Source organism: Amycolatopsis umgeniensis, from assembly GCF_014205155.1.
Classification (GTDB): domain Bacteria; phylum Actinomycetota; class Actinomycetes; order Mycobacteriales; family Pseudonocardiaceae; genus Amycolatopsis; species Amycolatopsis umgeniensis.
In genome coordinates this window covers 6,054,633-6,072,840 of record NZ_JACHMX010000001.1, presented here as the reverse complement: position 1 = coordinate 6,072,840, position 18,208 = coordinate 6,054,633, and the positions used below count along the sequence as shown (strand labels likewise).

The window sequence follows — 18,208 nt, the reverse complement described above, 5'->3', positions numbered from 1 at the left end:
GGACAGCGCCGCTCAGCTACCGACTTCCTGGATGAGGCTCTTCGGCCGGAGGTCCGTCCAGTTCTCCTCGACGTAGGCGAGGCACTCCTGACGGCTGGCCTCACCGTGGACCCGGGTCCAGCCGGCGGGCACCTCGGCGAAGGTCGGCCAGAGCGAGTGCTGTCCTTCGTCGTTGACGAGCACCAGGAAGGAACCGTCTTCGTTGTCGAACGGATTGCTCATCGTTGCGTCCTTTCGCGGTCCGGCCGGGGCCGGAGCTTCTCGGCGACGACGGCCCCGATCTGGGCCAGCGCCGCGGGTTGCAGCATTTCCATGTGACCGGTGGGAATCTCGTGCGGTTCGACGGTCCCGCTGGTGAGGGGCTTCCAGCTGGCGATCGCGACCTCGGTGGGCAGATGCGAGGGCCGGTTCTCCGTCGCGACGAACAGCAAGATGTCGCTGGTGAAGCTCTTGGCGGTGTGCTCCGGCCCGATCCGGCGGAGGTGCCCCATGACCTCCTCCAGGTTCGTCCTGGCGCCGGCGTCGCGGGCCACTCCGGCGGCGAGCGCCAGTTGCTGGTCCTGTTGCTTGTCGAAGGCGTCGGCCTCCTCGTCGACGGCGGTGCCGCGTTGTGCGCGCGGCAACCTCCCCACGTCGGTGGGATACGCGTCGAGCAGGGCTACCAGGCCGACCTCTTCCCCTTGCGCCTCCAGCAAAGTGGCCATCGCCTGCGAGATCCGGCCGCCGAGCGACCAGCCGAGCAGGTGGTAAGGCCCGGACGGCTGCACGGCGCGGATCTGGTCGACGTAGTCGGCCGCCATCTCCTCGACATCGGCGGGCAGCGGTTCGGCGCGGGCGAGGCCGCGCGCCTGGAGGCCGTACACCGGCTGGTTCTGCGGAAGGCTCCGCAGCAGCGGCGCGTAGTTCCAGCTGAGCCCGCCACTCGCGTGGACGCAGAACAGCGGCGGCCGGTTTCCGCCTTCCCGCAACGGAAGCAGCACCTCGAAGTCGCCGGTTCCGGTGGTCACCGCAGTGCCCGGTCGACGCCGTTCACCCACCACGGTCAGGGCGTCGGAGGAGTTCCAGCGGGCGAGCAGATCCGTACGCACCATCCGCCTCCCCTCTGTACCGAATGGGCAGGCCACAGTCTTCTCGGCCGGGCTCGCGTCCACCACCGATCCGGTGAGGTACAGATCGCCGACGGCCCCCGCGACGACGGGACGCAGCTCGTCGTCCAGCACGAGTGCGCCGAGCGGGCCGCCCTCGGCCAGTTTCGCGGCCACCGCGGGCACCGGTCCGGACCACTTCGCCGGTGCCTCGGCCGGACGTTCCCTTTCGGTTTCGTCCAGGGAGAAGTCGACTTCGCTGATACGCCGCTGCGGATTCTCCGCGACCTGTTCGAGGACGCGGACCAGCCGCCGTGCCAACGACTCAGCCGTGGCCTCGTCGAAGAGGTCGGTGGCGTAGCGGAGGGTGCCGTCGATGCCGTCCTGGGCGTCCTCCTCGTCGAGGCGCTCGGTGAGTTCGAACGACAGATCCAGCTCGAAGGCGTCGGGCCCGAGGGGTTCGGCTTCGGTGCGCAGCGCGGGCAGTTCCGTGGCGTCCCAAGCGCCGAGGTCCTCCTCGCCCACTTCCAGTGCCACCTGGAACACCGGGTGACGGGCGAGCGAGCCCGGCAGATCCAGCAGCTCGACGATCTTTTCGAACGGCAGATCCAGGTACAGGCGCGCCGTCCGGGCCGCCTCCTGCGCCCGGGTGACGACCTCGAGGAAGGTGGGGTCGCCCGAGAGGTTCGTCCGCAGGGCCAGCGGCCGGGCGAACGGCCCGACCATCGGCTCGAGGTCGATGAGGTCGTCGTCCTTCGGCAGCGACGTACCGATCACGACGTCGTCGCTCGCGCCGAACTTGACCAGCAGGACGGCGAGCGCCGCCTGCACCACCTGGAGGACGTGCGCGCCGACCGGTTCCACCGCCTTGGTCAGCCGGGCGTGCGGTTCGGCCTCCAGCCGCACCGGGACCGTACCGGCCCGCCGCGACGGGACGACCGGCCTCGGCCGGTCGAACGGGAGCACCGTCTCGCCGTCGATACCGGCCAGATTGGCCTGCCAGAAGGTGATCTGCTCGGTGATGAGGCTGTCCTGCCCGCGCTCGTCGTCGAGCAGCCGCCGCTCCCAGATCGCGTAGTCCGCGAACTGCAGGGCCAGCGGCGCGCGCTCCGGGACCCGGCCCGAGCGCCGCGCGCCGTACGCGGCCGCCAGGTCACGGAAGAACACGTCCAGCGAGCCGTCGTCGGCCAGGATCCGATGCACCTTCAGATACAGCACGTGCGCCTTCTCCGAAAGTTCGAAGAGGTCGCAGCGCCACGGCACCTCCTCGGTGAGGTCGAAATGCTGTTCACGCCGCTGGGCGATGAGGCCGGGAAGGGTTTCCTCGGTCGCCGGGATCGGGGTCAGCTCGACCGCCAAGGTGTCCAGGATGTGCTGGTGAACGGTCTGCGCGTCGCCGGGGAAGGTCGTACGGAGGATCTCGTGCCGGGCCGCGACGTCTCCGAAGGCCTCTGCCAGCGCGGGCACGTTCAGCCGGCCGCGCAGGCGCAGGGCGACCGAGATGTGCAGGCCGGAGGCCTCGTCTCCGGGGCTGGCCAGCAGCCAGGAGCGGAGCTGGCGGGCGGTCAGCGGCACGCGGCCCGGCCGCTCGACGGCTTCCAACGGCGGACGGGACTTCGCGGCGAGCGCGCGGGCGACCCCCGCGGGTGTCGGCGAGGAGAACAGCTGCCGGATGGGCAGATCCGCGCCGAGTTCCTCACGGATCCGCGCGATGAGCCGCATGGCCAGCGCCGAACTCCCGCCGAGATCGTGGAAGGCGTCGTCGACCCCCACCTGCGGAACGCCGAGGATCTCGGAGAACAGTCCACAAAGGACCTTCTCGGTCTCGTTCTCCGGTGCCTTCTCCGACGCCTGTCCGGCGAGGTCCGGGGCGGGCAGGGCTCGGCGGTCCACCTTGCCGTTGGGCGTGACGGGCAGGCCGGGCAGGGCGATCACCGCGAGGGGGACCATGTACGCGGGCAGGACCAGTGCCATCCGCCGCCGGATCTCCTCCGGCCCCGCGTCTTTGCCGTCGGAGACGAAGTAGGCCACCAGGCGCTTTTCGCCCGGCTGGTCCTCGCGCGCCATGACGACCGCTTCGACCACGCCCGGCTGGGCCGCCAGGACGGCCTCCACCTCGCCCAGCTCGACCCGGTAGCCGCGGATCTTCACCTGCTCGTCGCCGCGGCCGAGGAACACGACCTCGCCGTCGCGGGTCCAGCGCGCCCTGTCGCCCGTGCGGTACATGCGCTCACCGTCGAGAAACGGGGACGCCACGAACCGCTCGGACGTCAGGCCGGGGCTGTCGAGGTAGCCGCGAGCCAGCCCGGTGCCCGCGATGTACAGCTCGCCCGCCACGCCCGGCGCGACGGGACGCAGGAAGGCGTCGAGAAGGTAGATCTTGCGGTTGGTCATCGGGTGACCGATCGGCAGTTCCCGCTCGATCACGTCGCCGGGTTCGATCGGCAGCCACGTCGCGCACAGCGTGGTTTCGGTGGGCCCGTAGGTGTTCCGCACCCGCAAGCCGGGCTGGGCTCGCCGCAGGTTCTCCACGGACTGCGCGGGAACGACGTCGCCGCCAGTCCCGATCTCGGTCAAGCCCTCGAAGCATTCTGGCGACGTCTCCGCCAGCGCGCGGAAGCTGCCGGCGGTGAGGTGGACGGCGGTCGCACCCCGTTCCACCGCCTGGCGAACGCCTGCCGCGTCCAGCACTCCCGGCTCGGTCAACAGGACCCGACCACCGGTGACGAGTGGCACCCACATCGCGTACAGCGAAGGGTCGAAGACGTGCGTCGCATGCATCAGGACGCCGTCGTCGGGGCCGAGCCGCCAGCCCGCGTCGCCCGCCAGACCGGCCACGGCACCGTGCGGGATCGCCACGCCCTTCGGCAAGCCGGTGGATCCCGACGTGTACATCACGTACGCCAGGTCGCCCGCGTTCGGCCGGAATTCCGGCGCGGTGGTGGGAAGAGCGTCGACGGCCGCGCGCGTTTCCGGCGCGTCGAGGACGATCGCGCCGTCCGGCACGACTCCGCTGGTGGCCTGGACGCACAGGATGGTCGAGACCCCGGAGTCGGTGAGGATGAACTCGATCCGCTCGGCCGGGTACTCCACGTCCACCGGGACGTAGGCAGCGCCCGCCTTCCAGATCGCGAGGAACGCGATCAGCAGCTCGGGCGACCTTTCCATGGCGACGCCGACACGGTCACCACGGCCGACGCCGCGATCCGCGAGATGCCGGGCCAGCCGGTTCGACGCCTGGTCGAGGGCGGCGTAGGTCAGGTTCGCCCCGGCCGCGTCGGTGATCGCCACCGCGTCGGGCGCGGTCTCCACCCGCCGCGCGAACAGCTCGACGACGGACTCCCCCGGCACCGGGCCTTCGGTCGCGTTGAACGTGTCCACGACCAACGTGCGCTCGGCCTCGCTGACCAGCGTCAGGCGGCCGACCAGCACCTCCGGCTCGGCGACAAGCCGCTCCAGCACCCGTGACAGCGCGCCGACGACCGATTCGGCGGCGGCCTGGTCGAAGAGACCCCGGTCGTAGTCGAGGATCAGCGGCATCCGCTCACCGGGACCGGTGATCAGGGTGAACGGGTAGTGCGAGGAGTTGCGTCCCCGCTTCACCGGGATCAGGCTCAGGCCGCCGTCCGGCGACCGGCCGAGCCCCTTGCGGGGGAAGTTCTCGTAGATGACGAGCGTGTCGAAGACAGCGCCCGCGCCGACGACGGCCTGCACGTCCTGCAGGCCGAGGTGCTGGTGGGTCATGAGCGCCGCCTGGTCGCGCTGCAACCCGGCGAACAGGTCGACGGCCCGCCGCGCACCGTCGAGCCGGACCCGCACCGGCAGGGTGTTGAGCAGCTGGCCGACCATCGACTCGACACCGGCCAGATCGGCGGGCCGCCCCGAGGCGGTCGCGCCGAACACGACGTCGTCACGGCCGGAGAGCTGCGACAGCACGACTCCCCACGCGCCCTGCACGACGGTGTTCAGCGTGAGGTCGTGGCCGCGCGCCAGCCGCGCGAGACCGTCTGTCAGTTCCTCGGACAGCTCGACGACCGTCGTGTCGATGTCCGGCACGCGCGCCGGATCGGCCGGGGCGACCGTGGTGGGGGTGTCCAGTCCGGCGAGTTCCGTCCGCCAGGCCGCGCGGGCGACTTCCTTGTCCTGCCTGCCGAGCCACGCGAGATAGTCCCGATAGGACACTGTGGCGGGCAGCCCGGACGCGTCGCCGCCCGCCGCGTAGATCGCCGCGAGCTCGCGGTGCAGGATCGGCATCGACCAGCCGTCGACCAGGACGTGATGCAGCGTGTGCACGAGCCGGTGGCTCTCCTGGCCGAGCCGGATCAGGTGCAGCTTCATCAGCGGCGCCGCGTCGATGCTCAGCCGCTCGGCCAGCTCGTCCGCCGCGAGCCTGTCGACCTCGCTGTCGAGGATGTCCTCCGGCAATCCGGTGAGATCCGTTTCACGCCAAGGGATTTCGGCGTCCCGCTTGATGACCTGCACCATCTGCGCGCCGCTGACATAGCGGAAACAGGCCCGCAGCGCGGCATGCCGGTCCACGAGGGCCTGCCAAGACGCCTTCAGCAGTCCGGCGTCGAGCGGTCCTTCGATGCCGTAGACGGTCTGCACGGTGTAGGTGTCGGGCCCGTCGTCGTCCAAGACGGTGTGATAGAGCATTCCTTCCTGCAACGGCGAAAGAGGCCAGACGTCCTCCACGCTGGAACGCGGCTTCGCGCGGGTGTCGTCAACGGTCACGATCTACTCCTTAAAGCGTCAGTCGCCGGACAGTCCAGCCTCGAGTTGTTCCAACTGGTCAAGGGAAAGTGCGACGAGCGTGCCCCCGGCGGGCTCCGGCTCCGGGGTGGTCTCGTCTTCGGTCGGCAGGGGTTTGACGAGCGCCGCCAGCCGTTCCGGCGTCTTCTCGGTGAACACCTGGCCCGGGGTCAGCGCGAGCCCTTCCCGGCGGGCCATCGCGGACACCTGCATCGAGGTGATCGAGTCGCCGCCGAGCTCGAAGAAGCTGTCGTCCGCGCCCACCCGGTCCAGGCCCAGCACCTCCGCGAACAGCCCGCACACCAGTGCTTCCATGGGTGTGCTCGGCTCCCGCTGCGAAGCCATCGCGGCGAAATCGGGGGCTTGCAGCGCCTTGTGGTCGAGTTTGCCGTTCGGGGTGAGCGGCATCTTCTCCAGCGCCACGAACGCCGCGGGCATCATGTACTCCGGCAGGCGTTCGGCCGCCAACTCCCGCAGCGCGGCCGTCAGACCGTCCACATCGGACTCCACGGGGACGACGTAGGCCACCAACCGCTTCTCGCCCGGCCCGTCGGTGCGGACGGAGACAGCCACCTGAGCCGCTCCCGGATGTTCCGAGAGCACGGCCTCGATCTCGGCGGGCTCGACCCGGTAGCCGCGCACCTTGACCTGCGCGTCGACCCGGCCGACGAACTTCAGCTGGCCGTCGGGATCCCAGCGGAACAGGTCGCCGGAGCGGTACATGCGCTCACCGGGGGCGAACGGGCTGGCGACGAAACGTTCCGACGTCAGGCCGAACCGCCCGAGGTAGCCGCGGGCCAGCCCGACCCCGGTGATGTAGAGCTCGCCCGTCACCCCGGGCGGCACGGGCTGCAGGAACGCGTCGAGCAGGTAGTGCCGCACGTTGTGGATCGGGCCGCCGAGCGGGACAGCCCCGTCGTGGCCAGGGGACAACGGGGCGCTCATCGTCGAGCAGATGGTCGTCTCCGTCGGCCCGTAGGCCTGGATCACCCGGCGCCCCGGCGACCAGCGGTCCACCAGCGCGGCCGTCAGGGCCTCGCCGCCGGTCAGCACGGTCCGCAGGGTGTCGGGCAGGTCGTCCTCGCTCGCCAGCACACTCGGCGAAACGGTCAGGTGGGTGATGCCCGCCTGACGGATCGCGTCGCCCAGCGTCACCTTGGGCGGCATGCTCGCCGCGCCGGGCAGCACCAGGGCCGCGCCGGCCAGCAGCGACATGTAGAGCTCGGAAACCATGGCGTCGAAACCGATCGCGGACAACTGCAGGATCCGCGAGGACGACGTGACGGCCATCCGCTCGATATGCGCGTACCCGAGGTTGACGAGTCCGGAATGGGTGACCAGGACGCCCTTCGGCACCCCCGTCGACCCCGACGTGTAGATCACGTACGCCGCGTCTTCCGGCGCCACCGACGGCAGCACGACAGCCGGATCGGCGTCGGGCAGCTCGTCCAGCAGCAGCACCGTGCCCGCGAACTCCGCGGGCACGAACGCCCGGGTCGTCTTCGTGCACACCAGCACTTCGGGTGCCGAGTTCGCCAGCATGAACTCGACGCGGTCGCGCGGATAGTCCGGGTCGACCGGGACGAACGCGCCGCCGGCGAACGTGATCCCCAGCAGGGTCACCGCCAGCTCGACCGAACGCTCGACCAGCACCCCCACCCGAGCCTCACGCCGCACACCCGAACCGGCGAGCAGCCGTGCCAGCGCCTCGACCTCGTCCAGCAATCCGCTGTACGTCAGGCTTCTCGCGCCGTCCTCGACCGCGATCGCGTCCGGCGTCCGCGCCGCCTGCTCGCGCACGAGCGACGGCAACGTGTCCGCCACGAGCGGCGCGTCGGTCCGGTTCCACTCGTCCAACACCAGACGGCGGTGTTCCGGCCCGATCAGGCCGACGCGGCCCACCGGGATCCGCGGCTCGGCGGCCACCTGCTCGAGCGCGCGGACGATCGACGCGAGGAACTCCTCGGCCCGCGTCCGGTCGAACACGTCCGGCCGGTAGATGACCTCGCCGTGGACGCCGCCCCCTTCGGATGCCCGCAGGGACAACGGATAGTGCCCGTTGTCGTCCGGGATGCCCGCCGGGCGCATGGCGAGGACGCCGGGATCGTCGGAGGGCTCCGGCGGCGGCGGGTAGTTCTCGAACACGACGATCGTGTCGAACGCCGCGCCGGGACCGGCGACCTGGGTGAGCTCGGTCAGTCCGAGATGCTGGTGCGGCATCAACGCGACCTGACGTTCCTGCAGATCCGTCAGCATGTCGACGAACCGGTCCGCCCCGGCGAGGCGGGCACGGACGGGCAGCATGTTCATGAACAGGCCGACAGCGGACTCGACGCCGGGGATCTCGAGCGGACGTCCGGCCACCGTGGTCCCGAACACCACGTCTTCGCGCCCGGTCAGCCGGGCCAGCAGCAGCGCCCAGACCCCTTGGAACAGCGTGTTCATCGTGACGCCGTGCCGCCGGGTGAACTCCGTCAGCCTGCCGCTCAGGTCTTCGTCGAGCGCGAACCGTACGCGATCGGGCTCGATGGGCGTCGCGATCGCCTCCGGCGGCACGACCCTGGTCGCCTCGTCGAGTCCCGCGAGCGCGGTCCGCCACGCCTCCCTGGCGGCCGCGTTGTCCTGACGGGCGATCCACGCGAGGTACTCGCGGTACGACGTCGGGGCGGGCAGGACCCGGTCCGACTCGTACGCCGCCATCACCTCGACCAGGAAGACCGGAAGCGACCAGCCGTCGGCCGAGATGTGGTGCGACGCGAGGATCAGCCGGTGCCGCCGTTCCGCGAGGCGCACCAAGTGCAGGCGCAGCTGCGGCGCCTTGGTGAGGTCGAACCGGTCGGCGTGCGCCTCCGCGGCGATGAGCTCGAATTCCGCCAGCGCCTCGCCCTCGGGCAGATGCGACAGGTCGGTCTCCTGCCAGGGCAGCGTCACGTGCCGGGCGACAGCCTGCACACCGGTCCCGGACCCGAGCTGGTGGAAACTCGCGCGGAGGGCGTCGTGCCGGTCGAGGAGGGTCTGCCAGGACGCGCGGAAGCGAGCGGCGTCCAGCGGGCCGTCGAGAGCGAGGACCCGCATACCCGCGTAGACGTCCGGGCCGCGCTCGTCGATGGCGTGGAACAGCAGGCCTTCTTGGAGCGGGGAGAACGGCCAGATGTCGAGCAGCTCCGGCACGGCGGCCTCGATCTCCTCGACTTCGTTCTGTGCCAAGGAAACGAGGGGGAAGTCGGACGGCGTGTGCCCGCCCGCGCCACCCGCGCCGACGTGGGCGGCGAGTCCGGTCAGCATGTCCAGCCACGTCTTCCCGAGCGACTCCGCCTCGGCTTCGTCGAGGATCCGCCCGGCCCACGTCACGGTCAGGGTGAGCTCGGGGCCGTCCTCGGCGTCCAGCACCGCCGCGTCGATCTCCACGACGTGACGCAGGGGCAGGTCCTGCCCCGCCGCACCGCCGATGGTCCCCACCAGCTGCCAGGGTTCCGCGTCACCCTCGGAGCGGGACGAGAAGCGGCCGAGGTAGTTGAACCCGATCTCCGCCTTCGGCAGCGCCGAAAGGGCCTGCCCGGTCTCGTCGTTGAGGTGCCGCAGCATCCCGTAGCCGAGCCCGCCGTCGGGCACGGCTCGCACGTTCTCCTTGACACCCTTGAGCAGCCGTCCGGCCGCGGCGCCACCCGCGATCACTTCGGCCGGGTCGATCCCCGTCGCGTCCAACCGGAGCGGATGGACATCGGTGAACCAGCCGATCGTCCGCGAAAGGTCCAGGTCTTCGAGGGCCTGTCGGCCGTGGCCTTCGACGTCCACCACGACGGAGGTGCCGCCGCGCCAGCCGGTCACCGCGCCGGCCAAGGTCGCCAGCAGTACCTCGTGGACACCGCAGTGGAAGGCCGAGGTGGCCTTCTCCACGAGCACACTCGCCCGCTCCCGCGGAAGGATCCAGGACTTGCGTCCCGAGGTCGAAATGGTGTCGCGCTTCGGATCCAGTTCGCCCAGCCGCGCTTCCGCGCGAGAGAGGATCTCCGTCCAGGTCGCCAGTTCCGCGGTCCGCGCCGCCGCCTGTTCCGTCAGGGTCCGCGCCCAGCGCCGGAATGAGACGTCCACCGGGTCGAGCTCCGGTTCCCGGCCCGCGGTCACGGCTTCACAGGCCGTTTGCAGGTCCGGCAGCAGGATCCGCCAGGACACCACGTCGGCCACGAGGTGGTGCGCCACCACGACCAGCCGTCCGAGGTGACCGGGGCCCGCGTCGACCCACACCACCCGGACCATCACCCCGCCGACGGGATCCAGGCGCGAGGCCGCCTCACGGGCGCGGCGATCCGCGACCTCGTCGACGTCCCCGGCGCCCGACTCGACTCGCTCGACCAGCCCTGTCGCGTCCACGCTTCCGCGCTCGGCCACGACCAGCCTCGGCGCCGCCCCCTCGGTCTCGACGACCCGGCTCCGCAGCAGGTCGTGCGTGTCGATCACCGCGGCGAGCCCGGCCGTCAGAGCGTCGACCGACAGGTCGCCGGGTGCGCCGACGGTCACCCACTGCGCCAGCGCGCCCCCGTTCAACGCGCCGGAATCGTGCTCGATCAGCTCCCGCACCACCGGCGTCCACGGGACTTCGCCGACGCCGTCCGCGAGGACGGTCCGGGGCTGCCCGCCGCGCTCCGCGATGGCCGCGATCCCCGCCGGGGTCTTCTGTTCGAAGACCTGCTTGGCACCGAAGACGACGTCCTCGCGTCGTGCTCGGGCGGCCAACCGCATCGAGAGGATCGAGTCGCCGCCGAGTTCGAAGAAGCCGTCGTCGGCGCCGACCTCGTCCAGTCCGAGGATCTCGGCGAACAGGCCGCACAACACGCGTTCGGTCTCGGTGCGCGGCTCACGGCCGACGCGTTTCGCGGTGAGCTCGGGGGCGGGCAGGGCCGCGCGGTCGATCTTTCCGTTGAGCGTCAACGGGAAACCGTCCAGCACCAGCACCACCGCGGGCACCATGTACTCCGGCAGCCGCGCCGCGAGATGCTCGCGGACGGCGCCGGATTCCAGCTCCGACCCCTCTTCCGCGGTCACGTACGCGATCAGCCGCTTCTCACCCGGCCGTTCCTCCCGCGCCACCACGATCGCCTGCGCGACCTGGGGGACGTCGGTCAGCGCGACCTCGATTTCCCCGGGTTCCACGCGGTAGCCGCGGATCTTCACCTGGGAGTCGGCCCGGCCGCCGAACAGCAGCTCGCCCTGATCCGTCCAGCGCGCCAGGTCGCCCGTGCGGTACATCCGCTCGCCGGAGGCGAACGGATTCGCGACGAATCGCTGCGCGGTCAGCGCGTGCGCGTCCAGGTAACCGTGCGCCAGACCGGCACCGGCGAGGTAGAGCTCGCCGGTCACGTTCGGGGCCACCGGCTGGAGGAACGCGTCGAGCACGTAAGCCCGCCTGCCGTCCAGCGGCCCGCCGATCGGCAGGACGTCACCCGTCGCGACCCCGGGCTCGAGGACGAGCCAAGTGGCGCAGAGAGTGATCTCGGTGGGACCGTAGAGCTGCCGGACCCGGACCCGCGGGCAGGCCTGGCGCATCCGCACGACGGACGCGAGCGGAACCGCGTCACCGCCGGTCAGGATCTCGCGCAGCCCGAGGAAGGACTCCGGCGCTTCCTCCGCCACCGCACGAAAAGCGCCCGCCGTCAGGTGGACGATGGTCACGCCGCGATCGATCGCTTCACGCAGCCTGTCCGCGTCGACCGTGCCCGGTTCCGCGATCACCACGCGGGCCCCGCTGACCAGCGGTACCCAGATCTCGACCAGCGACGCGTCGAAAGCGTGCGACGCGTGCAGCAGCACTCGATCGTCGGGCCCCTGGGACCAGCCCGGGTCGCTCGCCAGCGCCGCGACACTCGCGTGCGGGACCGCGACGCCCTTGGGCACGCCGGTCGATCCCGACGTGTACATCACGTACGCCACGTCGTGCCCGGCCACCGAGACCGACGGCGCCTGCCCCTCGATCCCCGGTGCGCCGACGACCACCGGTTCGACCCCGGCCGGCACGACGCCACGGGTCGCTTCAGCGCAGACAGCCACCGACGCACCGGCGTCGGCCAGCATCCGTCCGATCCGTTCCGCGGGATGCCCGACGTTCACCGGGACCTGCGCGGCCCCCGCCTTCCAGACCGCGAGCAGGGCGACCAGAAGGTCCGCGCCGCGCTCCATCACCACGCCGACGCGGTCACCGCGCCGCACGCCGATGCCTGCCAGATACCCGGCCAGCCGATCCGATTCCCGGTCGAGTTCCGCGTAGGACAGCGTGCGTCCGCCGTCCTCGACAGCCGTCGCGTCCGGGGAAACGCCGGCCTGGCGCCGGAAAAGCTCCAGCACGGACGACTCGCTCGCCGCTTCGCCGGTCGAGTTCCACTGCTCCACCACCGACGCGCGAGCCGGTTCGCTCGTCACGCTCAGGCGGCCGACGGGAAGCGACGGTTCCGCCACCACCTGTTCGATCACGCGCACGACCTGCGCGGCGATCTCGGTGGCCGTCTCACCGGCGATCCGGTCGGGCCGGTAGGACAGGTGGATCTGCAGGCGTTCGCCCGGCATGGCGCTCAGCGACAGCGGGAAAGTGGTGCCTGTCCTGGTGCGGACCGAGCTGATCGCGACACCGCCGTCATCCGCTGCACCCAACGGAAAATTGACGGTCATCAGGACGGTGTCGAAGACCGCTCCCGTCCCCGCCGCCTTCTGGATCTCCCGCAAGCCCATGTACTGGTGCTCCGTCAGCGCCGACTGACGTCGCTGCAGGTCCTGGAGCAGCTCCAGCACCGGTATGCCGCCGTCGAGCCGGACGCGGACCGGGACGGTGTTGATGAACATCCCCACCATCCGCTCGACATCCGGCACCTCGGCAGGACGCCCCGAAACCACCGTCCCGAACACCACGTCCGTCCGGCGCGCCAACCGCGCCAGCACCAGCGCCCACGCGCCTTGCACGATCGTGCTCAACGTCAGGCCGTGACCGCGGGCGAAGTCGGTGAGAGCGCGGCTCGATTCCTCGGGCAGCCACGCGGAATGTTCGTCCGGCAACACCATCGTCTTGCCCGCGTCGGCGTCCACCAGGGTCGGTTCGTCGACGCCGTCGAGCTCGGCGCGCCACGCCGCTCGGGTCGCTTCCTCGTCCTGACGGCCCAGCCACGCCAGATAGTCCCGATAGGACGGTGCCGTCGAGGGAGCATGTCCGCCCGCGTAGGCGGCCGACGTCTCGCCGAGGACGAGCGGCGTGGACCAGCCGTCGACGAGAAGGTGATGTGCCGTCAGCACGAACCGGTGCTTGTCTTCGCCGAGCCGGATCAGCAGCAGCCGGAGCAGCGGCGGCTTGGTCACGTCGAACCGCTTCGCCGAATCCTCCGCGAGCAGACGTTCGACCTCGGCGGCCGCTGCCGCGTCGTCGAGATGCGACAGATCCGTTTCACGCCAAGGGATTTCGACGTCGTCGACGACGACCTGCACCGTTTCGCCCGCGCCCAGCTCGTGGAAGCTCGCCCGGAGCGACGCGTGCCGCGCGGCCAGCCCGTTCCACGCCGCGCGCAGCCGTCGCGCGTCGAGCGGTCCGTCGAGGTCGAGGATCCGCTGGGTCTGGTAGACGTCGACACCGTCGTCCTCGAAGGCCCGCTCGAAGAGCATGCCTTCCTGCAACGGTGACAACGACCAGATGTCCGTCAGCCCCGGTGCGGCGGTTTCCAGCTCCACCACGTCCCGCTGCGTCAGCTTCACGAGTTCGAAGTCGGACGGGGTGTGCCCGCCGCCGGTAAGGGCCGCGAGGTCGGTCAGCGTCTCCAGCCAAACCTCACCGAGCCGCTCCACCGCGGCGGGTTCGAGGTCCCGGCCGTCGATGACGAGCCGCAGGCGGGGCCCGTCCGGGGTGTCCTGGACGTCCGCGCCGATCTCCAGTTCGTGGGCCTGGACCGCGTGCTGACCGCCGCCGAGCGAACCCGCGGTCGTCTGCCACGCGGTGACCTCGGCGGCGGCACCGGACCGGCCGAGGTAGTTGAACCCGATCTGCGCGGACGGCAACGTGGCCAGCCTGGCGCCCGTCTCGGAGTTGAGATGACGCAGCAACCCGTATCCGAGCCCGTCGCCGGGGACGGCGCGGACCTGCTCCTTCACGGCCTTCAGCAGATCCCCGGACGCCAGATCGGCGGCCTCGAGGCGGACCGGATGCACGCCGGTGAACCAGCCGACGGTGCGCAACAGGTCCTCACCGTCGGCGGCGTGGCGGCCATGGCCTTCCACGTCCACCAGAACCGCGCCGTTGTCACCGCGCCAGCGCGCGACCGCACCCGCGAGGCCCGCCAGCAGGACTTCCTGGATCCCGCAGTGGAACGCACCCGGGACCTGCGAGACCAGACCGAGCGCCGCGGTGCCGGACACCGTCGCGGACCACGAGTGCGACTGCCCGGTCCCCCGCTCCGGCAACGGCTCCACGCCGTCCAGGACGGCGGCCCAGTGCTCGATCTCGGCGACCGTTCTCGCGCTGAGCGCCTGTTCCGCCAGCCGCCGGGCATATCGCTGATACGACGTCGAGGCGGGTTCGAGGGCAGGAGTCTCACCGGAGTTCGCCTCGTCGTAGGCCGCGCGCAGATCCGGCAGCAGGATCCCCCACGAGACCGCGTCGACGACCAGGTGATGCGCCACCAGCGCCAACCGGCCCGGCTCGGCCCCCGCGTCGATCCACACGGCCCGGACCATGGTTCCCGCCGAGGGATCCAGCGTCGCCGCCGCGGCTTCGCGTGCCGCGATCTCGTCGACGTTCCCGGCCCCGGCCGCCACGCGGGTCACCAGCGCGGCCGCGTCCACGGCGCCCTTCTCCGCCACGATCAGCCGGCCGACGGACTCCACCCGTGCCCGCAGGAGATCATGCGTGTCCAGGACCGCGCGCAGGGCGGACACGAACGCGTCCTGATCGAAGCCCGCCGGGGTGACGACGACGCGCGCCTGTGTGAAGCCGGGCCGCAGAGCCTCTTCCCCGAGGGCGAGCATCACCGGCGTCCACGGGACTTCGCCGATTCCGGTGTCCACTATGGACTCTTGTGCCACCGGGGCCAGTGCCGCGAGACGCTCGGGCGTCCGGTGCTCGAACACCTGCCGCGGGGTCAGCGGGATCCCTTCGCGGCGGGCGCGGGCGGCGACCTGCATCGACGAGATCGAGTCCCCGCCGAGTTCGAAGAAGCTGTCCTCGAGTCCGACCTTTTCCAGGCCGAGGACTTCGGCGAACACGCCGCGCAGGATCCGCTCGGCCTCGGTGGCGGGCTCACGGCCATCGGCCTTCGAAGCGAAGTCCGGCTCGGGCAGCGCTTGGCGATCCACCTTCCCGTTGACCGTCAACGGCAACGCGTCCAGCACCAGCACCACGGCCGGGACCATGAACTCGGGCAGCGTCTCGGAAAGCTCTCCGCGCAACCGCTCCGGGTCGAGGACCTTCCCCGCTTCGGCGACCACGTAACCGATCAGGTGCCCGTCCCTCGGGGTCACCACGGCCTGGCCGACCCCGGGAAGTTCGGCGAGGGCCACTTCGATCTCGCCGGGCTCCACCCGGTAACCGCGGATCTTCACCTGGTCATCGGCACGGCCGGCGAACGCCAGCGCGTCCTGCTCCGTCCAGTACGCCAGATCCCCGGTGCGGTACATCCGCGCGCCGGGGGTGAAGGGATCGGCGACGAACCGCTCGGCCGTCAGCACCGGACGACCCAGATACCCTTGCGCCACACCGGCTCCGGCGAGATACAGCTCGCCGGGCAGCCCCGGGGGCAAGGGCCGCAAGAACGCGTCGAGGACGTAGACCCGCCGCCCGTCGAGCGGACGGCCGATCGGCAGCACGGAACCCGCCTGCTCGCCCGGTTCGAGGACCCACCACGTCGCGCACAGCGTGGCCTCCGTCGGGCCGTAGAGATGCCGCACCCGCACGTCCGGGCAAGCCCGCCGCACGCGGTCCACCGCCGACGGCGGTACCGCGTCACCACCGGTCAGCACCTCGCGCAGACCGGCGACCGACTCCGGTGATTCCTCGGCCAGCACCCGGAAGGCACCGGCGGTCAGGTGCGCGGCCGTGACCCCGTCGGCCACGTATCCGACCAGCGCAGCGCCGTCCACCACACCCGATCCGGCCAGCCGCAGCCGGGCACCCGAGACCAGCGGTACCCACAGTTCGAACAGCGAGATGTCGAACGCGTGCGAGGCGTGCATCAACACCGTGTCGTCGGGGCCCACTCGCCATCCCGGCTCTCCGACCAGTGCGGCGACGTTGCCATGCGAGACCGCGACACCCTTCGGCGTCCCCGTCGATCCCGACGTGTACATCACGTACGCGACGTCATCGGCCACGACACCGGCCGAAAGGCGAGCGTGCTCCGCCACCACCTGCCGCGTGCGCGGATCGAGGACGATCGGAGCGAGCCCGACGTCCAGCACGGCCTCGCGGTACGCCTCCGCGCACACCACCGCCGCCGGCTCCGCGTCCGCCAGCATGAACTTCACGCGTTCGATCGGATAGGCGGGATCCACCGGCACGTATGCCGCGCCCGCCTTCCACACCGCGAGCAGCGTCGCGATCAGCACGGGCGACCGTTCCATCACCACGGCGACCCGGTCCCCGCGCCGGACCCCGTGATCGCTCAGGTACCCCGCGAGCCTTTCCGCGTACTCGTCCAGTTCTCCGTAGGACAACGTCCGCTCGCCGTCGTCGACCGCGATCGCGTCGCGACGACGCTCCACCTGACCGTCGAACAGCTCCGGCGCCAGCCGGCTCGGCGCCGGAGCGGCCGAACTTCCTTTGCCCAGCACCCCTTCGCGGTCGGCCGCGCTCGTCAGGTAGAGGTCGGCCACCGTGATGTCGCGGGCGTCGGTGAGCTGACGCAGAACCCCGGTGAAGCGATCGAGGATGGCCAGAGCCGCGTCCCGGTCGAAGAAGTCCGTCACGAAGTCGAGGTTGAGCAGCATCGACTCGCCGGGGACGGCGACCAGCGTCAGCGGGTAGTGGGCGGCTTCCTTGCCCTGGGTGATCCGGATCCGGAAGTGCTCCCCGGTCTCCGCTTCGCCGAGCTCACGCGGGAAGTTCTGGACGACGAGCAAAGTGTCGAAGATCGCGCCGGGGCCGACGGCCTTCTGGATGTCCGCCAGGCCCGCGTAGTGGCCGGAGATGAGCGCGGACTGCCGCTTCTGCACTTCCGCCAGCAGCTCGAGGACGGGCGCCGAACCGCGCAGCCGCACCCGCACGGGGACGGTGTTGAGGAACAGCCCCACCATTTCCTCGACGCCGGGCAGATCCGGCGGGCGCGCCGAGACCACCGCGCCGAACACCACGTCCGTCCGGCCCGAAAGCTGCGCCAAGACGAGTCCCCACGCGCCCTGCACCACCGTGTTCAGCGTCAACCCGTTGGCACGGGCCAGTTCGCTCACCGATCGCGTGAGCTCTTCCGGCAGCTCGATCATGATGTTGTCGGGCATGCTGGGCGCTCGCCCCTGGCCCGAGGGCGCCACGAGTGTCGGCTCCTCGGCACCATTCAGCTCAGCAGCCCACGCCGACAGCGTCTTTTCCTTGTCCTGCCTTTCGAGCCACGCCAGGTATTCGCGGTACGACCGCGCCCCGGGCAGGTCCAGCGAGCCGCCATCGGCCGCGTACAACAGCGACAGCTCGTCGAAGACGATGGGCATCGACCAGCCGTCCATGATCGCGTGATGACAGGTCATCACCAGGCGATGGCTGTCTTCGGCGAGCCGGATCAAAGTGAGCCGCAGCAACGGCGCGTTCGCGAGATCGAATTTCGTCGTCCGATCCTCCTCGGCCAGCTCGCGCACGGCCTCCTCGGGATCGTCGAGATCGGAGAGATCGACCTCCCGCCACGGCAGGTCCACCTGCCGCGCGATGAGCTGCACCGTCTCACCCGATTTACGCTGCCGGAAACAGGCCCGCAGAGCGACGTGCCGGACCAGCAACGCCTCCCAAGCCGCGCGCAGCCGGGCCGCCACCACCGGACCGTCCAGCTCCAGGATCCAGTGACCGACGTAAAGACCGGGCCCTTCGTCGTCGTAGACCGTGTGGAAGAGCAAACCTTCCTGGAGCGGCGAAAGCGGCCAGAAGTCCTCGATCCGCGACTGAGCCATCAATTTCCCCTCGATCATCTGCGGGCTCCGCATAAAGAATCATCTCACCGGGCGGGCAGGCCCGGACAATCCGTCCAACCCCATTCGGACCGGTCGTTTTCGCGGTTTCGGTGAACGCTGGTCTTGCTTTGGGGTAGAAGGAAGTTTTCACGGCAGGCAGGCGCCCGTGCGGCGGCTCCGCCGTGTCGCGAAAGCCACTTTCGGGACATCAGACGTCGCGAAAGTGACTTTCGCGACACCAGCGTTGCGGCGGGGTG

At 70.8% G+C, this 18,208-nt stretch carries 3 protein-coding genes; all 3 read right to left on the bottom strand.

All coding sequences use genetic code 11. The features are described from left to right. Positions 1 to 12: 12 nt before the first annotated feature. From HDA45_RS28560 to HDA45_RS28550, 3 genes are read right to left on the bottom strand one after another with little or no spacing between them, the layout of a single operon-like run. The gene (locus HDA45_RS28560) at positions 13 to 222 is read right to left on the bottom strand and encodes an MbtH family protein (RefSeq protein WP_184900454.1); all 210 of its coding nucleotides are present in this window, start codon (positions 220 to 222) and stop codon (positions 13 to 15) included. Beyond that, on the bottom strand, positions 219 to 5,819 hold the full coding sequence (locus HDA45_RS28555) for a non-ribosomal peptide synthetase (protein WP_184900452.1): 5,601 nt from the start codon (positions 5,817 to 5,819) through the stop codon (positions 219 to 221). The genes HDA45_RS28560 and HDA45_RS28555 overlap by 4 nt, the downstream gene beginning before the upstream one ends. A gap of 18 nt (positions 5,820 to 5,837) precedes the next feature. Next, entirely contained in the window at positions 5,838 to 17,951 is a 12,114-nt protein-coding gene (locus tag HDA45_RS28550; RefSeq protein ID WP_184900450.1) for a non-ribosomal peptide synthetase, read from the bottom strand. Positions 17,952 to 18,208: the final 257 nt, after the last annotated feature.

Coding starts and splice junctions, on each gene's coding strand:
- HDA45_RS28560 (WP_184900454.1), bottom strand. CDS start 222: ATGAGCAATCCGTTCGACAACGAAGACGGTTCCTTCCTGGTGCTCGTC.
- HDA45_RS28550 (WP_184900450.1), bottom strand. CDS start 17,951: ATGGCTCAGTCGCGGATCGAGGACTTCTGGCCGCTTTCGCCGCTCCAG.